The following is a 22,893-nucleotide window of genomic DNA, read 5'->3' as shown; positions in this document are numbered from 1 at the left end:
ACCCGAGGTCCTCCACATGTCTGCGCCACACGCTTTCGATCGCAACCCGACCGATGCAGATGCAATTGATGTCGCGCAACGACTTAACCAGTTGCCAGGCATCCATCATGTGGTTGGCGAGCAGGTTGTGCTTAACGACGGCCCAAAACACATTTACTGGCTCAGTGGGCCCGCCAGCCTTGACGTTGCACGACACCCACCCGACTGGGTCGGCCCCAATGCGCACCTTGTGGCCACCACACAGACGCCATCGGATACCGAACCCAACGCCTTGCCTCTCTGGACGCCGAGCGCGCTCAGTCAGGCGTGCGAAGCGCTTGTGCAACAAAATGGCACCCAAGACGTTGCCATCACGCTCACCCGACCCATCGGCACCCGCATTTCGTTGGGGCCAATTTATGCCGACAACGCACTCGAAACGCCCGACGAGCACACGCCTGTCCCGTCCGTCATTGGTCAGTCACGTAGCAACCAGCCGGCCATCAGCGACGGCGGGCCGCTTGTCTGGCCCAATGACCTGCCAGCCACCTGTACCGAGGCCATCCAACGCGCCGCGACATCGACCGGCGAGGTTGTCATTTACCTGCCCGACGGCCAGGTCAAACGTATTGGCTACCCCAAACTTTTTCAGCAGGCCCAATGTGTGCTTGCCGGGCTACAACACGCCGGGCTGCAACCCACAGACACGCTGCTGATTGCCAGCAACGATGCCGAAGTGCTCATTACCGGCCTGTGGGCCGCTATTCTGGGTGGCCTGTATGCCAGTGCCATCGAACTGCCCGACGCGCAAGCTGACCACACCGCCTACCAGCGGCTTCAGGCGGTGAGCCAGGTTTTAGACGGCCCCATATTGCTCATCGACGATGCCTCAGCCGCGCAACGCGCACACATTCCGGCATTCAGCGCACAGTGCGTCGTCACCATAAAAGCCCTGTTAAAAACGCAGGCTAGCCAGGCACGTATTTACACTGCCCAACCCGACGACATCGCCCTGATCATCATGACATCCGGCAGCACCGGTGTGCCCAAAGGCGTCATGCAAAGTCATCGTGCGTTGTTAAGCATGGTGGCCGGCGTGCAGCGCCAACGCTGCGCAGCCACGACCAACGACGTGTTCCTGAACTGGATGCCTCGCGATCATATCGGGGGGTTGGCCTTCGTCGTTTTGGGTGCGACCGCACTGTGTGCGAACCAAGTTCATGCCGACATTGGCTACATTCTGGGCAAGCCCGAGCGCTGGCTGGCCTTGGTCGACGCCTGCAGAGTCAGCATCACCTGGTCGCCCAACTTTGTCTACGAACTTCTGGGGCGGGCTGCGCGCGCCACCTCTCGAACATACGACTTAAGCAGCTTGCGGCACATCTTCAACGGCGGCGAGGCCGTCAATGAACTGGCCTTGCTTAAATGTGTGAACGAACTGGCAAGACATGGCATGCGGGCCAGCACGATGGTCCCGACATTCGGTATGTCGGAAACCTGCGCCGCTATCTCTTGCGGGCATTTGGGCAGCACCATCGGGGCCTTCAGCAGCCTCGGGCCGGCAGTTCCCGGCGCAAAAATCCGCGTCGTAGACGACGACAACCAGGCACTTACCGAAGGCGAGATCGGTCAAATCCAGATCTGCTCACCCCAGCTTCTGACACGCTATTTCGGTTTACCCCCCGATAGCGCGCGCGTTAACGGATCGGAATGGTTTGATTGCGGTGATGCAGGTTTTATCGCCGACGGCCAGCTATACCTGACCGGGCGTTTAAAAGACACCCTGAACGTCAGGGGAGTGACCGTCTTTGCTCACGAGCTGGAAAACACGTTGGCAAAAGTTTCCGGCGTCGACCCGACCTGCCTGTCTGTTGTACCAGTCAGGCCGCCAGGGGCGAGCACCGAAGAAATCGCCGTGTTCTTCTCGACCTACCCTGAATCGGGGCTGGACACCCCTCCGGTTGTATCGGCTGTTATCGGGGCCATGCGCGACGCCTTGCGTTTAACACACGCCATATCAGCCGACCATTTTGTACCCTTGAAATCCGCCGATTTTCCGCGGACGCCTATCGGCAAAATCGTAAAGCGTGAGCTACGCGAACAATTCGAAGCCGGTCACTTCAATACCACACTGGCCCGTTTGCAAGCCCTGGCGGCTGCACAACAACATCGCGTTGCACTTCATCGTCAAGTCTGGGCGCCAGTACACGACCACCGCCAAACGCTGCCGGTCACGGCATACGTCATCGTTGCGCCCGACACGGCACAGAACAACCCGCTGCAACATTTGCTGGGCGCCTTTGCCGCCGCCACTCAAAAATTACTCGTTATCGATCTGCGCCCACGGCTACAAGACAGCGCATTGCGCAAAGGGTCGACATACGACCTTCTGCAAGCCTTCGCCCACGCCATACGCGAAGACGATACGCCAGAGGGCAACGGCCCGTGGCACATTCGTATTGTTGCCACCAAAAGTGTTTTTAGCGGGCCAGAAGACGCCATCGACGACGAAGCCGCAACGCTTTCGGGTCTTGTTGGCAGCTTCAACCTTGCCAAAGACCCGGTTATCTGGTCGCTGGTCGACTTGCCCCCTATCGCGCAGGCCGAGACAGCGCTCAGCGCGCCTTCACATTTCGAACCGCTGCTGGCCTGGCGCCAAGGGCAGTTTCTGGCGCCCAGGCTCAATCCAATAACCGAGCTGCCACCCAAGAGACCCCCTTCGGAATCGGAGCTATGGCTGGTCGCCGGGGGGCTGGGCGGCGTCGGTGAACAATGCTGCCTGGCGCTCCAATCGCTGGGAGCAAGCCTGATCGTCACAGGGACAACGCCCGCCACACAACTGTCAGCAGAAAAACAGCAACGGCTTGATCGGCTTAGCCAAGGAGGATGGGTCAGGTACACCCATGTGTCAGACGCCCAGGCACTTAGCAACGAAGTCAACGAGGCCGAGCGCCTGAGCGGTACAGTATTGCAAGGTGCTGTGCATGCCGCCGGCGTCGACCTATCGGGCGACGAACACTGGGACGACGCGCAGTTTCAGACTGGCCTGGATGCCACGACGGGCACGCTAAACGCGCTAAACGCCCTGGCATGCGACAAAGCCAAACTAAAGCTGCTGGTCGTCAGCTCGGTGGCCGGCGTCAACGGGGCGCGCATCAAAAGCTATGCTGCGCAGCAGGCGGCGTTTATCGCCCAGGCACAGGCCGGACGAAGCGCGGGGCCCGCCCCGACAGTCGTGGCTTTTTCTGCTTGGGACGACACCGGTCTAAGCCGGGCACGCACGAACGCAGCACTACTGGCCAACGACGGCTTACTTCCCGTCCAGCCGACAGCCGGGCGCGCCATCATCCAGTGGGCATTATCAGCCCCCGGAGGCGTCATTTGCGCCGGCCTCGACGACCAACACCCTCAAAACGCCTGGCGTACCATCCGCCCGGCAACACCAATGCTCGAACCGTCTGCCTGGGCGCCTCATGCGGGCGCAGTCTGCCTGCCCGACGCTCATGAGGCCGCACGCTGGATGCCTGTTTACAGCACAAAAGGGGCGCCGCGCACCTCCGAAGGTTTGCTTGATCTCGCACGTTTAGGTCAATCCACACTGCAAACCAAGGCCACCACCAACGACCCGGCAGCGCCGTGTATTGCGAGCTTTATTGCCGCAGCCATCGACATCGGCACACCCAGCGTCGACGACGACTTTTTTCTGGTTGGCGGCGACTCGGTAAAAGCCACCCAATTGGCGGCCCAGCTTTCAGAATGGTTTTTCACCGAAATTCCGGTCGCGGCCATATTCCAGCACCCAACTCCGAACGCATTGGCTCACTACCTGCGCAAGCAGACCACTGACCTCGAACTCTTTGACACCGTCATCGCCCATTTAAGCCAAGTGATAGACGGCGTTGAACCGCCGCCCGACGCATTGGCCCCATGAAGCAGCTTTCATCACAAAACCACCAGGCACTGCAGGCCTTGCTGCAAAAAAAAGGCCTGCTTAAACAGCACGACACGCACGGCACGCCAGACGGCGCAACACCCTGGGCCGTCGCGAGCCCGGTGCAGCGCATGTGGCTGCAGGAGTCTCTGGAAGGCAATGCGCTGGTGAACTGCCTGGGCCTGCATTTAGAGTTTTTCCAGCCGTGCACCGTATCGCAATTAAACAAGGCTGTGCAGGCCCTGGTCTTGCGACACGAAGCGCTGCGTACGCGGCACGAGCCCCAGAACGGTGTCATCTATGCGCAGGTTATCCCTCCTGCCCAAGTCACCTTTGAGTTCGGCCCGCCACTGCTCGCGCCTTCAGCGTCCGAACTGCACGGCCTGATGTCATCGCAAAGCCTGTCTATCAATTTGAATGATAACTGGCGCATTTTTCCAATTATCAAGGGCGAGCAATGTTGCGGCGTGGTGTGGCTGATGCACCATGCCATCTGCGACTGGTTCGGTATTCAAACGCTGGCCAATGAGCTCATACAACACTTGCAGGGCATGTCGCCCGCAACGCCAGCCCCCTTGCAACCCCGCGACTTTAGTCCGGCCGCAAGGCCGGCCAAAGCCGCAGAGACACAAGCCTTGCAAGCCTATTGGCGCGAACGGCTGCAAAACGCACCCGCCTATTTCCAGGCGCCGGTCACGTTATTCAAGCACGACTGCGAAACACCTTACGATGCCTTTCGGGCCACGCTAAGCGCGGAACAAGCCAATCGACTGCGTAGCGCCTGCCATCAACTTAAGACCACGCCCTATTTTTTCTTTCTGACGGCACTGACTTATGTGTTGTTGCGCCTGTCACGCCAGGCCGAAGTCGTTATTGCAACTACGCTGACCAACAGAAACCGACCGGGCGCCGAACATGTTGTCGGCTGCCTGAGCGACCTAGTGCCCCTGCGCTGCCACCCAGACCCTCACGCGACATTCCCAAACGCCTTGCTCGCCCTGCAACAACAGGTTGCACAAGACCTTGCGCACGCAAACCTTGGTTTTGCACACATTGTTGAGACGGTCAAACCCGAGCGCCAGCCGGGCAAACCGCCCTTGGCGCAAATCATGTTCAATGTTCTGCCTCGGCTCGACGTCACCCTGGCCCAGGCATCGCCACTGCCAATGGCGACCCCACGGACCGACCTTGTCATTGAAATTATTGAGAATGACGGCTTCGACACAGTAATCGAATGCCGCTCAGGGCAGTTTCCTCAGGGCTTCGCCCAAATACTTGTGCAAGCGTGGTCGACCCTGGTGCAGTGGGCCCTTGAGCCTCAAAACCAAACGGCGCCAGTCAGCGCTTGCGCACTGTCGACCAAGCAGTACGCCGTCGTCACAGCGTTATCAGATAATGCCGAAGCAACCGTCTTCGATGACTTCATGCAACAGGCGATGGCGAAACCCGGCCAAATCGCACTGATCGATGGCGAACACGCCATCGAAAATGCCGAGCTGGTGCGCCGGATTGATGCACTGGCGATGCGCATTGCCAACCACCCTTCGTTTTACTTGGGTTGCAAAGTCGCCCTTTGGCTACCTCGTTCAAGCGACTTGGTCACCGCAGTACTCGCGTGCCTGAAGGTCGGTGGCGTCATGATCTTGCTCGACCCAGCGCACCCCGCAAAGCGACAACAACACATTTTGTCAGTCGCTCGGCCGGCGCTCATTATCGCGCCCCCCGACAACCCGCCCCCAACCGGGGACAACGTCGCTATCCTTCATCCGGCAATACCCTCTACAACGCCCGAGTCCGGCACCGCGCCGGCGCCGACGACAGGCGCTGTACCTACCGCCTTCATCGCCTTTACATCGGGCTCAACCGGCACACCCAAAGGCGTTGTCTGCACGCAAAGCGCACTGCTTAACCGGCTGCGCTGGTATCGGCAAACGTTTCCTGCACAGCCTAACGATATCGCCTGCCTGAAAACATCCCCTGGGTTTGTTGACGTATTTGCCGAAATGCTCGGCCCACTATGCGCCGGCATACCCTTGGCTATCGCCTCGGATGACATCGCCACTGACCCTGTTGCTCTGGCTCACCTGATTGATCAGCACCGGGTGACGCGTCTGGTAGCCGTACCCACCCTACTGCAGGCGATGCTGGAGCATGTCGATAATATCGACATCCAATTAAGACATTTGCGGCTTTGCACCAGTAGCGGCGAGTCACTGCATCCTACGCTCGCAGGCCAGTTGCTCGACCGATTACCTGACTGCCGTCTGATCAATATCTATGGATCATCCGAAGTCACCGCTGACGCCAGCTGGGCCGAAATGCGACGACCTATGGGCGCCCGTTGCGATATCGGCGAGCCCTTGCCCGGCATGGCAATGGCCCTCGTCGACAGCACTGGCCATGCCGTGCCCGACGGCTTCCCCGGAGAACTCGCCATCAGTGGTATCGGCCTTGCAGAAGGCTATCTCGACACGCCCGAACTGACCGAGCAGCGCTTTTGCGCCTTACCGGCCTTCGGCGGGCAGCGCGCCTTTTTAAGCGGCGATTCGGCCATAAAAATACCGCAGGGTCCCACCGTGCTGCTTGGCCGCCAAGACCGTCAGTTCAAACTCGAGGGTGTGCGTATCGACGCACTCGAGATCGAAACCGCCCTGAGTGCGTACCCCGGCATCGATGCTTGCCGTGTCGTACTGGTCGACCCGAACGACCGACCCTGGCTGGCGGCCGCCGTCGTTGGGCGTGCCCCACTTGATCAGGCGCAACTTCGTGCGTGGATGCAAAGCCGATTGCCGCGCGCCGCAATCCCGACACGGTTTATATGGTTGGACACGCTGCCGGCCGGCCCAACCGGTAAAACCGACGATGCACGTATAGCCCAGTTGGCCATCGACAGCCAGGGCTCCGAAAGCGAGGTCACACACGAAGCGCCGCAAGACGACATCGAACGCATGCTTGCCCAGCAATGGTCAAGCGTATTAGGACGCTCAATCGCTCACCGTCACGCCCACTTCTTCGACCAGGGGGGGACCTCTTTAAAAGCCATTATGGCCATGAACACGCTACAGCGTGCGACAGGCGTGACCGCGCAGGCTCGGTGGCTGTTCGAAACCCCTACTCTTTCCGGTATTGCCGAACGCTTGCGCCATCTAGGCGTGCGGCTACAGTCAAGCGCCAAAGCAGCCCCACCCTCAGAAACACCGCCAAAGCCACTGCCCGCGACCCAGCCGCAACGCGCGCCACTCACGTTTAACCAGCAATGGCTGGTTCGAGAATACGTAGCTAACCCGAGCCGTACTGCCTATAACCTTGCGATTGCGCATCGTTTCGACAACGTCCCCGACGTGGCCCTGTTAGTTGGAACCCTACAGAAACTATCTGACCGCCACGCCGCCCTGCGCACTCACCTGGTGCTTGAGCTGGGGCAGTGGTCACAACTGACCCTGCCTCCGGGCACTGTACTACCCGTTACCGTACGTCACGACCCAGCCATGGATGATGAGGCGGCGCGGACGTATCGTGACCAATTGGCGCAGATCCCCTTTTCGCTGCCCGACGAACCCTTGATCCGGGTCGACATTTGCACGGCCGCCAACAATACAACTTATCTGTTTATGGTGGCCCACCACGCGATGCTAGACGGCTGGTCCAGCGAAAGACTGACACGCGACCTGGCCGAGATATACCTGTCATCGCCGGGGCACACCATATTGCCTGCCAGCGCACCCGCCGGCATTGACGATGTAGCCCGCGAGCAGTCGGCGCTGATGCCGGACATTTCCTCAAAGCTGGGGGCCTATCGCGACTACCTGGCCGCAGCCGCCTGCCCGCGCTGTCCACCCGTTGCCCGCGGCGTCAAACGGGGCGGCCCATTGGCGCGACTGGCCGTCGCTCGGCTGTCGGGCTCACACCATGCACCGAGCGCTCAACATGTCACGCCCTTTATCATCGGCCTGTATGCACTCACCGTCGCGCTACAGCAGTTCAACACACAGAACGGCCCGGTGATTATTGGCTTTCCCGAGGCCGGGCGACATCGCCCGGAGTGGGAGAACACCGTCGGCTTTTTAGCGAACACGGTGCTGGGGCGTTTCGATGCGACAGCGCAGGCAACATCGCACGCTCAAACCCTGGACACCATACGTCAGCAGTTTCTGCAGGCGATCGAGTTCCAGGACGTCCCGACTTTCTGGCTTCAGGATCAAGGCTGGAAAGGGCTTGACGATGACGGCGACGACCTGCAAGTCATGATCGTCCCCGAACAAGATTTCGACTGGACATTGGATATTCCCGGACTGGCGGTCGAATGCCTGGGGCAAGCACGCGCCACCCAGGCCCGCGTCGACATTGCACTGATCATCAGGGCCGACGGCGACAACGGCACCACATTCGACATTGAATATGACAGCGGACGGATTCAGGGCACATTTGCCCGAACGTTGGCCGACCTTCTGGGACACTTGCTAAACCAGGCTGCCACGGCAGCGCACTTTGAAAACGGGAACTCGAGCGCGTCGCCCTGGGGTACGGGCATGCGCCATCACCTGGCGCTGTCGGGCATGGCAGATGCCGTACCGGCAACATCGCTACGACTAAACGACCTGATCACGACCCTGGCGCAATCTTGCCCTGACCTGATTCTTACCAGTGATGACTTAAGTCAGTTGACTGCGGCACAATTGAATACGCAGGCCGATCAAATGGCCGAGGCAATTCGCAAAGCCTACGGCACACCGGCCGTCGCTGGGCTGTGCGCAACGCGCTCAACCCGATGGCTCACAACGCTCCTGGCCCTCTGGAAATCCGGCGCCACCGTCGTCATTTTCGACCCATTATGGCCAACAGAGCGCATTGATTTCATCGTCAAAGACGCCGGGGTAACGCTGTGGCTGGACGACCCGGCCCTCGACGGCCTAGCCCTCGTCAAAGAAGGCATTGCCGCCCAGCAAAACCCTGCTTTCCCGGACACCGCCAATACGGCAATACCCGCCAACCCGGTCGCCGCGATAGTGTACACATCGGGCTCGACCGGCAAGCCCAAGGGCGTGCCGGTGCGTCACGACGCGCTGATCCGGCTGGGGCAGAGTCTTGCCACCCACTACACGCTGGCACCGGGCAACCGCATACTGCAAGTCGTAGCGCCTGCATTCGATGTTGCTCTGTCGGACATCGCCATGGCCTGGGCCTGCGGTGCCCATCTGGTGGTATTGCCGCAGCACGATGTCATGCCGGGCAACTCGCTGAACCAGGCGATCGAACGCCATGCCATCACTCATATGCAAGTACCCGCCGCAGTGCTGCATGCCACGCCTGCACAGCCCCACCCTTCGCTGCGGCACGTGATTGTCGGCGGCGAGATTTGCCCGGAACCTACCCTTTTGGCCTGGTCAAAGCAGGGGCAAGTCGACATTGCCTATGGCCCCACCGAAGCTACAGTCACGGCTACCTTGGCCCGCTACCGCCCAGGTTTGCAGCCCGGCGCACTGGGCAAGGCCATTGCCGGCAACCAACTGGCTATCGTCGATGAGGCTGGCCGACCGGTACTGTGCGGCATGCCCGGCGAACTCTTGATTGCCGGCCCCCAGGTTACCGACGGCTATCACGGGCACGCACAGACACTATCCGCAGCATTTCAAACAACATCGGTTTTTGGCGCCACCTGCCGGGCCTACCGCACCGGTGACCAGGCCTGGATGGATCATGACGGGCACGTATGGATATTGGGCCGCAAAGATCGCCAGATCAAAATTCGTGGGCAACGCATTGACCCTGAAGAAATCGAAATCAACCTGCGCGCGCATCCCGGCGTTTCGCAGGCAGCTGTGGGAACGCGCCCCGACAGCCACAACGACAAGCAAATCGTAGCGTGGGTCGTACGACTCACCCAAGACACCACCGACGACGATTTGCGACAGTGGCTACAACAGCGGCTTCCTACCGCCTACCTGCCCGGGCGCTGGATCTTTTTAGACGCCTTGCCACTCAACGCCAACGGCAAAACCGACTGGTCAGCCTTACCGGACCCGACCGCCAATGTGCCGCAAACGCCCGCCAGCGCTGAAGTACTGGCGCTTGAGACAAACGACCCAATAGACTTGGTCACAGAAACCCGCGCCAACACCCCCTCTATCCAGTACGCCTTAGATGACGAAAGTGATATTGGCGATTTTCTGGAAGCGTGCTGGCAAGCGCTGCTTAAGCGTGACGATATCGAACGCGACCGCAGTTTCTTTGACTATGGCGGGCATTCGATGCTGACCGTAAAACTACACGAACGCCTTGAGGCCGCCTTTGGCCTGACCCTGCCCATTGGCGAAATCTTTGGGCACCCCACCATCGACGAAATGGCGGCTTACCTGCACGAGCGGCGTAACGCCACCTACGGAGCTTCATGATGCAGTCGCTGCCCGAGGGCCCACAGCCCGGGAAACACATTACCGCCACTCAAGCCACAACAAAACTCAAGCTAAATCCAGAGCAAGTGCGATTGTGGTTTCTGGACAAGCTCAGCCAAAACGCTCAAGGGTTCGTGCTGCAGGCCTCATTCGAATTGCGTGGCCCGATTGACACCGACGCCCTGAGCCGTGCCGTCGCCGCAGTTGTCGATAAACACGGTATTTTGTCCGCGCAACTGGTCGAAGAAGACAACACGCCGTGGCTGACACTTAACTCGACGCTACCCGCACTGGAACGCTGTACCGCAGAAACGCCTCGGACTTTACCCACCGACCGACTGTTTCGGGTCATGCTTCAACCTCTGGGCAAGCACAATCAACTTACCTTTTTAATTCATCACATCATTGCTGACCGGACATCGATGGCCATTGTCATCAATGACTGTTTTGCCGCGTTGCAAAGCCAGACCATTGGTAAAGCGCTACAGTTTGCCGACCGGCTACACGAGTCTGCCCCAACTGCCCCCGATGCCCAGGCCTTGGCCGACTGGTGCAAAATACTTGAAGACGCACCCGCCGAAATCAATCTGCCGCTAGATCACCCACGACCAGCAGAGCGGGGCACCCAAGGTGCCATGATCAGTCGGCCACTCCCTGCATCCGCCGACCTGACCCAGGTTGCCCGATCGCTGGGCGTCACTCCCTTTATGGTGTATCTGGCGACCTACGCCGAGCTGTTACAGCGCTGGAGTGGTGACGCCGACATCGTCATTGGCTGCCCGGTGTCTACGCGCCAGACAAGTCAAGAGCAAGACATGGTGGGGTTTATGGTCCGAACGCTGCCGTTGCGACTGCAGTTCGAGCCGGAAGACGCGCTGCCCGCCCGCGTCAACGTCATCAAGCACACACTGCTGACCACGCTGGCACGTCCGCCGGTTTCGCTGGACCAGATCGTCAGCGCACTCAACCCGCGCCGGCACCTGAACCGCAACCCGCTATTCCAGGCCATGTTTGTATTGCAGGCGCAGGCACTCGATATCCCGAAACTGCCGGGCATCGACATTACCGTTCTGCCATCGACACCGCTCGCTCCCGAGGTCGACCTGAACCTGAGCATCGAACGTTCGACCGACCCGGCGTTTCCGTATGTCGCTCATCTGGAATACGACCCGGATCTTTTCGAGCCCGAAACCATTGCCGAATTTTTGCGGCAGTACGTCGATTTATGTTGTCAGACCGCTGGCACACCCCAGCCAGAACCTATCCGTGTGGCTCGTTGGCAAGGTCCCGTCACAGCGCTGCCCAACGAGTCCGTCGACGCCCTGATCAATCGGAGCCTTCACACCCTACCCGCTGATCGCTGCGTAATTGAAGATGCGACCACGAGCCTATCGGTCGCGGACCTTCTGACACGCACGCATGACATCGCCCGCGCGCTAACGGCCCGGGGGCTTGGACATCGGTCTGGCATCGGGCTCTGTGTCCCGCGCCTGACAGAACTGACCCCGGCGCTGCTGGCCATCTGGCGTATTGGCGCCCATGCTGTATTTTTACCGACGACTGGACCTGTTGAAGCCATCGCCGAGCGGGTACGCAACGTCAGTATCGACCTGATCCTGACCGGCTCCGACAGCCCTGACCTCGATGCAGTCCATACAGACGCCCTGGCTTGTGCCAGCATCGAGTCAGTTTTGTCGACGGCACTCGCAAACCCGCCTGCGCTTGAAACACTGCCGATAAAGAACGCCCTTGATCAGGCAGCCTATGTGTGCTTTACCTCGGGGTCTACCGGGCAACCCAAGCCCGTCTTCATCACGCACGAAAGTCTGCTGAATCATGCGCTCGATATCAGCCAGCGGTTCGGGCTGCGTGACGCAGATCGGGTACTGCAATTTGCCATTCCGTCGTTTGACGTATTCATTGAAGAGGTCGTCCCCAGCCTGCTGACCGGCGCCACACTAGTACAACTGGGCCGTACGCATACCCGCGATCTCGAGGCTTTTACACAAGCTTTAGTAACGCAAGCCATCAGTGTGGCCAACCTGCCCGCGGCCTACTGGCACACCTGGGTTCACGAACTATTGGTTGGCGGCGGTCACGTGCCCCCCACTTTGCGGTTACTGATCACTGGCAGCGAAGCGGTGCAGGCAGAGGCTGCCCGCACCTGGCTGGCGCGTGCGCCACATTGCACGCTGCTTTGCGGCTATGGCCTGACTGAAACGACGGTATCGGCAAGTTTCTTTGAAGTCACCCAGGTGCCGGCCGATTGGTCGACCCTGCCCCTGGGCGCACCCATCCATAATGTAGAAATAGACATCGTCGGGCCCGACAATGAGCCCGTACCACCGCTATGCCTGGGCGAGATCCGCGTACGCGGCAAAGCGTTAATGCACCTTCCGGACACCAAAGGCGAACTGACACCCTTAAACGCGCTGCGCACCGGTGACCTGGGCCGCATGAGCCTGGACGGCAATCTATGGTGCTTGGGTCGACGCGACCGGCAAGTCAAGATCCGCGGTATTCGTGTCGCACCGGCCACGCTGGAAAACGCGCTGCTACAAATTGATGGCATTACCGAAGCGGCCGCCGTTGTGCATCGCACCGGACAACGCAACAGCCTTTTTGCGTTCATCAGCGGCCGCTCCGCCTCCGGCTTGAAAGACCTGCTGAAGAATCGTCTGCCCGACGTGCTGATCCCCGACCAGATCCTCTCACTGGCCGCCCTACCGCGTACCGTCCAAGGCAAAACCGACTATCGAGCCTTGGCCGTGCAGATCGCGCAGGCCCCCGAAACCCATGCTTCCGTCCCCTTGGATAGCCACGAAGAACGACTGGTAGCCCGCTTGTTTGGCGAAGTTCTACAGCGTACCGCGATTGGGCCTGACGATAATTTCTTCGATCTCGGCGGCGACTCAATCAGCAGCCTTCAGGTCATTTCACGCGCCCGACGCGCGGGCCTGGACTTATCTGCGAAAACCATTTTCGAACACCAGACCGTACGCGCTATTGCCCAAAATGCGATGGCGCAAACACGTACGGCCGAGAGCGGCGATGCCACCGGGCCCGTTTGGGCCGCACCAATACTGGCGTGGTTCAAAGGCGAAATGCGCGGCACCTGGCAACACTTTAATCAAGCCGTTGTTATTGCGCTGCCGACCCCCGTCGATTTGAACGCGCTGCAAGCAGCCCTTGATGCAGTGATCAAGTGTCACGAAGTGTTTGGACTGCAAGTTATCGGGACCCCGGGCCCAGCAGCACAGTACACCATCCCGACGCATCGACCCGCGCCTTACTTTGAAGTACTGACACGTCCGGCAAATATGCCGGATGCCGACTGGGCAGAGCAACGCAAACACGCGCTAGAGAACGCTCAAACCCGGTTGGACCCTGCTTCGGGTTTGAACGTTGCCGCCGTCGCATTCCCCACTGACCACCAACTCATGCTGACGGTGCATCACCTGTGCGTTGATGTCTTATCGTGGCAAGTTGTGCTGCGCGACCTGCAAAACGCTTACGAGTCGCTGGTACACGGCTACCCGGCGGCCTTGCATCGCCATGGCACACCGTACCGTCGCTGGGCAGCAGCACTAGCGGCCTACAGCCAACGCCCCGAAGTTCAGGGCGCCCTGTCTTTCTGGGTAAATTCGCTATCGCCCGCACCCGACCGTCTGGCGCCGGCGCTGCCGGCCAGCCCCGGCATCGAAGCCGACGCCCGCAGTCATGTACACGAACTGCCACCCGCCTTGACGCAACATCTGTTGCGCAAAGTACCGGCAGCGCTGGGCTTGCGCATGGACGAAGCCCTGCTTGCAACGCTCGCCATGGCGCATGCCAGCCAACATGGACGCGTGCTACGAGTCGATCTTGAGCGCAATGGTCGGGGCATGCCCATCGATGACCTCGACATTACAGAGACCGTAGGCTGGTTTACGTCAGTCATTCCGCTAACGCTGCCTGCTCAAACCGACCCTGCCCTCATGGCAGCACAGGTGAAGTCGGCCTTGGCACAGTGCCCGCACGACGGCCTGAGTTACGGCTTGCTGCGGTACGGTGACAACCCGGCGGCGGCCGCAGCGCTAGCCGCCTTGCCGCCCGCCGATGTGCTCCTTAACTACGTCGGAGTACTCGATGGCTGGACACAGGCTGCCTTCCAACCCGTAGACGCCGACACCGGACCAACGATTGCAGCCAACCTGGCACGTAGTCACCGCATAGAGCTGAACGCCGGCGTTGTGGCGGGCCGACTGCGCTTAGCCATCAATTACGCGGCAGGGCCGGACAGCGACGCCGCGGCGGCGGCCCTTATGGATGCGCTCGCGGTTGCCATTGCCCGGCTGGCACATGCCTGCGGCTATCGCGAACCTGCTGACAACGATGAAAATGCCGACGATCCGGCGACGCGGCTGCCGGTAACGCCGCTACAACATGCCATTTTGCTTCATAGCCTGCACGACGCCGACACCTATTTCGACCAGATTCACTTCCGTTTAACCGGCCCGCTGGACACCCAAACGCTGAAGAAATCCTGGGCTGAACTGCTGGCTCGACATGGCGCACTACGCTGTAGTTTCGATTTCGACGCGAGCGAACAGCCGTTCCAACATATTGCCGCCAGCGCCGAGCTGCCCTGGCATGACTACGACTGGCGCAGTATCGAACCAGCGACAGCGCAAAGCTATCTCGACGCCTTGATACAAGCGGATAGACGCAAAGGCTTTGACCTGCATAAGCCGCCGCTCATGCGCATGCACCTGATTCGGCGTGACGAGCAGCACTACGACTGGATCTGGAGCTGCCACCACCTTATTGTGGACGGCTGGTCAGTATCGATATTGATGCAAGAGTGGATGACCCTGTACCGCCACATGTCAACAGGGCAAGCCGCAAGCTTGCCCGAGGCACCAGACTGGGCCGACTTCGTCAGGCATTGGGACGCGCTCGATGCAACAGCCGCCCGCCAATGGTGGGCCCAAAAATTGGCCGACGCGACACCCACCCTGATTGGCCGGCAGCCAACCGGCACCAGCGCGCCCGCCAAAGCACAACAGCACAGCCAGGTCACTCTTGACCCCGCCATGCGCGATGCGCTGGGCGCCATGTGCCGACAACACGGCGTTCCGTTGGGGGTGTTGATACAAGCCTCGTGGGCCATGCTGCTGCGCCGCTATCAGTACAGCAACACCGTCACGTTCGGGATTACATTCGCGCACCGACCACCCGCAACTCCGAACGCAGACGCCCTGGTTGGCATGACCATCAATACGGTCCCCGTCTGGGCCGACATGCACCCCGACATGACGCTGCGGACACTGCTTGACGCCTTGCGGCAACAGTCGTTTGACCGCGCAGACCATGCATTCATCGGCCTTGAGGACATCTTGCAATCGGCAGGCTGCACGTCTGCAAGCCCTTTGTTCGATACGCTGTTGCTGGTACAGAATTACCCTCGTCCCGACAATCTGGTCGCTGGTGAGCTTAATGTGTCGGTCAGCGCCGTGCTGGAGCAAACCAATTTTGCCGTCACCGCCATCATGACGACAGGCAACGACGCTGGCCTGACACTGGCATGGGACGCCTCACGTCTAACCGATCGTGTGGGCCAGGCGATGCTTCAACACTGGCATCAAATGTTGCGTGGCATGGTCACACAACCCGAGGCGCGTCTGAACACGCTATCGCTTTACGATGCCGAGACGCTTGCCTCCCGGCTGGCCGTAACCCACGGCCCCGATACGAAACGGCCCGCCACCATGGCACCGGAACAAGTCGACCAATGGGCCGACGTGATCCCCGACCACCCAGCCATAAACGCACACGACGGGACATTGTCTTATGCCGCATTAAGGCACGCCACCAATGCCCTGTGCGCAGAACTACAGGCCCAAGGCATTCGCCCCAAAGACACGGTTGCCCTGCATCTGCCCCGTGGCGCCCGTGCAGTCGTGGCCCTTTTGGCCATTATGAAAGCCGGTGGCATGGCCATCCCCATCGACGCCAGCTACCCAAGCGACCGGGTCGCCATGATTCTTGACGACAGCCAAGCCAACTGGCGAGTCACCGAGTCCGGACTGACCGACCACGCAGGCTCCGTCGGGCGCAGCACCCAACCGATCATTTTCGACACATTGCCGCCCCCTGAGACGCCGGCTTTAAATGCACAGGTCTCACCCGCTGTCATTTCGCCCGATTGGCCTGCTTATCTGATTTACACCTCGGGCTCGACCGGAAAGCCCAAGGGCGCCATCACCCGCCATCAGGGGCTGGCCAACATGCTGCGAGTCCAGCAACATCACATCGGCCCCCAACCGGCCGATCGGGTGCTGCAGTTTGCCTCGTTGGCGTTCGACGCTTCGATTTGGGAGATTTTCATGGCGCTGGGGGCCGGCGCCACCCTGTATATCCCGAACCCCAACGCCGTCGGCTTTGGCGAAGAGCTGCTCGACGACCTGACACGCCAAGCCATTACCATCGCCACCCTGCCGCCCTCTTTACTGATTGCCCTGCCCAAACGGCCATTGCCCGCGTTAACGACGATTATCGTTGCAGGAGAGGCCTGCCCAGCTGCACTGATCCCCAAATGGGCCGACGGGCGGCGCTTTTTCAATGGCTATGGCCCCAGCGAGACCTCGGTATGCGCCACCTTGCACCTGGTATCAAGCACCAGCGACCCGGTTCCGATCGGCCAGCCAGCCGCGCATGTGTGCGCCTACGTCGTCGACCTGGACGGCTTACTGGTGCCGCCAGGCGGCGAAGGCGAACTGGTCATTGGCGGCGAGGGCGTTGGCCCCGGATACTTGAATCGTCCCGACCTGACAGCCGAACGTTTCCACCTCGACCCATGGCAGCCCGATGGCATCGCCCGAATCTATCATTCGGGCGATAAAGTCAGCATTGACGCCGACGGCGTTCTGACCTTCATAGGGCGTATCGATCGCCAAATAAAAGTGCGGGGCTACCGGGTCGAACCGGGCGAAATAGAACGCAGCATCGAACACCTGGCTCCCATCGACAAGGCGCTGGTCGGAGTTACATCAGCCGCCGACGAGGCTGTTTTATGCGCCTGGGTGTTACCTGCAACGGGCGCCTTGATCGACCTTGCGGCATTACGCCAAGGCTTGAGTCACCGCCTGCCAGGGCACCTGGTACCCACCCGGTTCCAGATCATTGACCACATCCCGCTGACCACCAATGGCAAGATAGACTGGTCTGCCCTGCCCGCAGCCAACGACAACGTTACAACCGCCCCCGAACGCGCCGATACACAGGCACAGGCAACCCGCACGCCCGCCAATCTGATCGATGTCGTGGCTCAGGCGCTTGAACCCATATGGTCCAAACTGCTGGGCCAAGCCCGCATTGACAGACACCGCAACTTCTTCGACCTGGGCGGACAATCGCTGCTGCTCGTCAAAATGCAGCCCATTTTGCGCGACACCTTCAACGTCAACGTACCCACAAAAGTACTGTTCGAGCACGCCACCATTCATGGGCTGGCAACGTGGTTATCCGCGCAGCAGCCCGTCATTGACGCACATGCCTCCAATGGCGAAACCGACGACATTGCGGTTATCGGCATTGCATGCCGCTTCCCCGGGGCCGATTCGGTGGATGCCTTCTGGGAAATGCTGTACGAAGGACGCGAAGGCATACATACCTTCGACGCGGCCAGCCTGGCGGCCGCGGGTGTACCGGCACAAGTGATGACGCATGAAAATTACGTTCCGCGACGGGGCATCATTAGCCGCAGTGACCAGTTTGATGCCGAGTTTTTCGGCATTGGTCCACGCGACGCGCAGTTGCTCGATCCACAGCACAGACTATTTCTGGAAGGGGTTTGGAACGCTTTCGAAGACGCCGGCGAGGTCCCCGGTGGTCATGTGGGCGTATTTGCCGGATGCGGTCATAACACATGGCTGAAAGAAGTACTGGCCCCAGCTGGGGAAAACCTTGAGGGGTCGGCGGGCTTTCATGCCATCACCGCCAACGACAAAGACTTTCTAGCCACCCAGGTCGCCTATCGGCTCGACCTCACCGGACCCGCCGTCACGGTTCAGTCGGCCTGCTCGACCTCGCTGATCGCAGTCTCACAGGCCGTCGATGCCCTGCGCAGTGGGCGCTGCGACATGGCGCTCGCGGGCGGCGTTGCTGTCACCTACCCCGAGCAGCAAGGCTATACATATGAGCCCGGCATGATTCTGTCACCCGACGGCCATTGCCGACCTTTCTCGGCTGACGCTGCCGGCACTGTTCCCGGCGCAGGAATGGGCGTAGTGCTGCTTAAGCCACTTTCACAAGCCAAGCGCGACGGCAATCGCATTTATGCGGTGATCAAAGGCACTGGGGTCAGCAATGACGGAGCCCGAAAGATGAGCTTCGCCGCGCCAGGCGTCGATGGTCAGGTCAAGGCCATCCAGGCAGCACTGTCGGCGGCCAAGCTAAACAGCAACGATGTCGACCTTATCGAAGCACACGGTACGGGTACCGCACTGGGCGACCCCGTTGAAATTACCGCGCTGGGCCGGGTTTACGGCAAACGCGACGCTCCCTTGCTGATCGGGGCCGTCAAAAGCAATATCGGCCACGCCGACGCCGCTGCCGGCATCGCCGGTTTCATCAAGGCTGCGCTCAGCCTGCATCACGGTTTCATGCCAGCCAGCCTGCACGCTGCAACTCCAAACCCTAAGCTCGACCCCGGCCCGAATCGCTGGTTCGATATTGTCAGCGAAGGGCGCAAACTCGTTGCCCCAGGCCGCCCGCTACGGGCCGGCATTAGTGCGTTCGGCATCGGCGGCACCAATGCCCATGTCATTCTCGAACAGGGCCCCGATGCGCCACCCCGGCCGACATCGTCGCAAGCCGCCTGGCAACTGGTACCGATCTCGGCCGCTACGGCAACACAACTTCCACAAGTTGCCCGCAACCTGGCAAAACGACTGGCGTCACTCGACCGGAACGAAAGCGTGTCTGATGTTGCTACATCGCTGCAACGCGGCCGCGCCAGACTCAAAGTACGCAAAGCCTTTGTGTCCAACGCTTGTCCCGCACTGCGTCAGATGCTGGAAAGCGTCGATACACCAACAGCGTCGACGCGCAAGCCATCGAAGATCGCCCTACTGCTGCCGGGGCAAGGCGCTCAGCACCCAGGCATGGGTCACGCCTTGTTCCATCAGCATGCAGGCTTTCGTGACCACCTGGAAGACTTGTCCGACCGATTGCAGCCGCTGCTATCGCTGTCTTTAAAAGACGCCCTGTACAACGGCCATCTCACCCCCGAGCAATGGCAAGACACACGGATTGCCCAACCCGCTATTTTTGCAATCAGTCTGGCATGCGCTCAGTGGTGGTCGTCCATCGGTGTCAAAACAGACGCCATGCTGGGCCACTCACTGGGGGAATACACTGCGGCCTGCCTGGCCGGCGTGTTTTCGGTAGACGACGCCCTGGAAAGCGTAGCCGAGCGAGCGCGCCTTATGGCAGCCATGCCGGGCGGTGCAATGTTGGCCGTTGCCCTGGACGAGCCGTCGGTCAACCAAGTGTTGAACCTTCACCCCATGCTCGATCTGGCGGCCATCAATGGCCCACGACAGGCCGTAATTTCAGGCCCGCACGAGATCGTCAGCGCCGTCGCAGAACAGCTTTCGGCACAAGGCATTGCCGTTCAGCGCCTGCGCACCTCCCACGCATTCCATTCGCGCGCGATGACGGCGGCCGCCGAAGGGCTAAGCGCCTTCTTGCGCACGCGCACACTGAACCGTCCAACCCGCAAATTTGTGTCCAACCTGACCGGCACATGGATATCACCTGAACAGGCCGTTTCTGCGGACTATTGGGCACAACATATGCTGGCGCCAGTAAAGTTCATGGACGGACTACGCACGTTACAAGACAAAGGCGCGTCGCTGGCCATCGAAGCCGGCCCCGGGCAAGCGCTATCGCTGCTGGCGCGGGGACAAGGGCTAGTCACTCTGCCCACGCTGGACAGCGCACCGGCCAACGCCACAGCTACCACCTTCGAGCCTAACCCGCCGGCCTATCTGCAGAGTGCGGCGCAGTTGTGGGAGGCCGGTATCGATATTGACTGGAAGGCCTTCAATACAGCGCCGGGCCGACGCATTGCCCTGCCGCCTTATCCTTGGGCGCATCAAACTTTCAGGCCCGCCCCCCAAACGGGCCTTACGTCGTCTGCGTCGGCAACGCCCAAGCAATCCAAGCCAGCCCCCGACGACTGGTTTTACGCACCGCAATGGGTGCTCTGCCGCTTGCCTGCCGCCGATAATGTCCGCGCCGACCCGATACAGATTTACTGCGAATCGGATAACCCGGCCGAGATACTGGCCGACAACCTGCGATCCAAGGACTACCACGTCAACATCACCATGAGCTCAGACGGGCTTGCAGGCACGGTAGGCGATGACTGCACACATCTGCTGATACTGGCGACGCCAGGCCCAGACGACAATGCCCTGCAGGCCCAACAACGCATCAGCGACATACTGATGCGCGTGCGCGACACCCTTCGTCAGCGTCACCCCGCTACCCTGCACATCGACCTGATCACCTATGCCGGCGCGTCTACGGGCATGGAGGAAATCGCCAACCCGACCCATGCGGCACTCATCGCGGCTTTCCAGGTATTGGCACACGAGTTCCCCGAACACCGTTTTGCCGGACTGGACCTGCCAAGGACCACCGACACGCCAATGGCGGCTGACATCCATGCCTGGCTGCAAACCGAGCGCGCGGGACTGTTCGTTGCGCGACGCCAGGGGAAATACTGGACTGAGCAGGTAACACGTGTCGATGTTCCCAAAGGAGATACATGGCCGCTGCCCCGGCATGCCACCGTGTTGATTACGGGAGCCACCGGCGGCGTGGGGCAAGCCTTTGCCAAAGACATAGCCCGACGGGTCGATAAACCTCATTTGCTGTTGGTCACGCGGCAACCCAGTTTGCCGCAAGACCTGCGCGCTTCGCTTGAGCAGTTTGGCGCGCGGGTCAGCCATCTGTCGGTTGACCTGGCCGATGAGACGGCTTTTGCCCAGGCCCTGCACAACTGGCAGCAACACGCCGGCCCAATTCATGGGGTAGTTCACGCCGCGGGTGTCGCGGACTACGGTGGCGTCATGGCGCGACGCGACCAGACATCGATCAATACGGTACTGGCCCCAAAAATTGCCGGTCTTCACGGTATAGAACACGCATTAGCCAACCAACCCCTGCAGTTTGTCGTGTTGTGCTCAACGCTGGGGTCATTTTTACCTGCCGCCAAGTTCGGCCAGGTAGCCTACAGCGCGGCCAACGCGTATTTAGATGGGGCGGCCAGCGCCTTGGCCGCTCGGCAGCCATGGCATGTCGTGACCATTAACTGGGATGACTGGGTAGGTGCGGGCATGACCGAGGCTGCCCGTCGTCGGGCGGGTTTACCGCCCTTACCGCCGGACCACGGCTTACGGGCTGACGAAGGCCCGGCAGCGCTCCGACGCGTTCTCCAGACCCGCCTTACGCGCGTCGCAATTGCTGTCAACGATCTTCCAGCGCTAATGAAGCAAACCCGTACTTGGCTGCGCGACGACCTAACTGACCCTGACGCAGCCACTGCGGCCCAAACACAGCAGGTCCCGATCAAAACAACCTCATCGGCAGCAGCCGACACGTCCCTGGATCAAACACTGCTGCAGTTTTTCCGGGAAGTGCTGGGCGCGCCCGACTGCTCACTTCAGGACAGCTTTTTCGATTTGGGTGGGCACTCGTTACTCGCTATGCAGCTGATCAGCAAGATTCGTGAGTCGACCGGGCACGACGTAACGCTGATGGATTTGTTCGCTGCATCGTCAGTATCTGAACTGACCCAGGTGATTGCGACCAGAGCGGGAAAGTCTGCTACGGGGTAAACATTGGTATTGGCAGGCTGCCCGGGCGTAGATCAGTGCTCAGCCACGTTACCGCCCGGGTCCCGCTCAGCCCGAACGAGGCGGCCACACCAATCCGGTAGCCAAAACCGGCTTTGACATAGACTTGCCAGGCTTCATGCGGTTGGGCAAAAGCGTCAGGCAAGCGCGTCGGCTGTATCGGGCTCCCGCCCAATACAACAGTCGGCAACGCAATGCGCAGGCCAAGACCGACCGCTTTGATCAGGGCCTCTTTTGCCACCCACCATGCCACCCGTTGCGCATCCTGGGCCTCGGGCGTCAGCGCGGTCAGCACCGAAATCTCTTCGGGCGACAGCCAGGCCGCGTCCATCTCCCGCAACGCACCCGCGCGGGTATCCGACTCAATGTCGACGCCCACGGGGCCGCGCCGCGACAGCGCGACAGCGACATATCCATCGGTATGGCTAAGATTAAAGTGAATGTCTTGACGAGGCGAGACCAGATAAGGCTTGCCGTATCGGTCTGTGGCATAACGCCAGCGCGCCTGCTCGGCACAATAAGCATCGAGCGCGACCTGCAGCAAAATATGCGCCGCCAGATACGACAGGCGGTCAGGCAAACGCACAAACCGTTCGGCCCGCGCCAGTTCAGCTTCAGAAAGTCGCAACAGCCATTCGGGCGCTATCTGGGCGGGTACCGGCGCCACATACACCGTTACCAT

4 protein-coding genes are annotated in these 22,893 nt (G+C 60.4%); 3 read left to right on the top strand and 1 reads right to left on the bottom strand.

Annotated features, from left to right (window positions below; translation table 11 throughout):
• The first annotated feature begins 16 nt into the window (after nt 1-16).
• From PuT2_RS10030 to PuT2_RS10020, 3 genes are read left to right on the top strand one after another with little or no spacing between them, the layout of a single operon-like run.
• On the top strand, nt 17-3,910 hold the full coding sequence (locus tag PuT2_RS10030; RefSeq protein ID WP_093970914.1) for an AMP-binding protein: 3,894 nt from the start codon (nt 17-19) through the stop codon (nt 3,908-3,910).
• Nucleotides 3,907-10,302: an AMP-binding protein gene (locus tag PuT2_RS10025; protein ID WP_093970913.1), complete on the top strand. Its 6,396-nt coding sequence runs from the start codon at nt 3,907-3,909 to the stop codon at nt 10,300-10,302. Before PuT2_RS10030 ends, PuT2_RS10025 begins: the two co-directional genes overlap by 4 nt.
• Complete coding sequence (locus tag PuT2_RS10020) at nt 10,299-22,193, top strand: hybrid non-ribosomal peptide synthetase/type I polyketide synthase (protein WP_093970912.1); 11,895 nt, start codon at nt 10,299-10,301, stop codon at nt 22,191-22,193. The genes PuT2_RS10025 and PuT2_RS10020 overlap by 4 nt, the downstream gene beginning before the upstream one ends.
• Here PuT2_RS10020 and PuT2_RS10015 read toward each other — a convergent pair.
• Entirely contained in the window at nt 22,183-22,893 is a 711-nt protein-coding gene (locus PuT2_RS10015) for a 4'-phosphopantetheinyl transferase superfamily protein (RefSeq protein WP_093970911.1), read from the bottom strand. The genes PuT2_RS10020 and PuT2_RS10015 overlap by 11 nt on opposite strands.

The organism is Pusillimonas sp. T2 (genome assembly GCF_002236805.1).
In the GTDB taxonomy this organism is placed as follows: domain Bacteria; phylum Pseudomonadota; class Gammaproteobacteria; order Burkholderiales; family Burkholderiaceae_B; genus Neopusillimonas.
The sequence above is the reverse complement of the archived record's forward strand: the minus strand, read 5'-3'. Positions and strand labels throughout refer to the sequence as shown.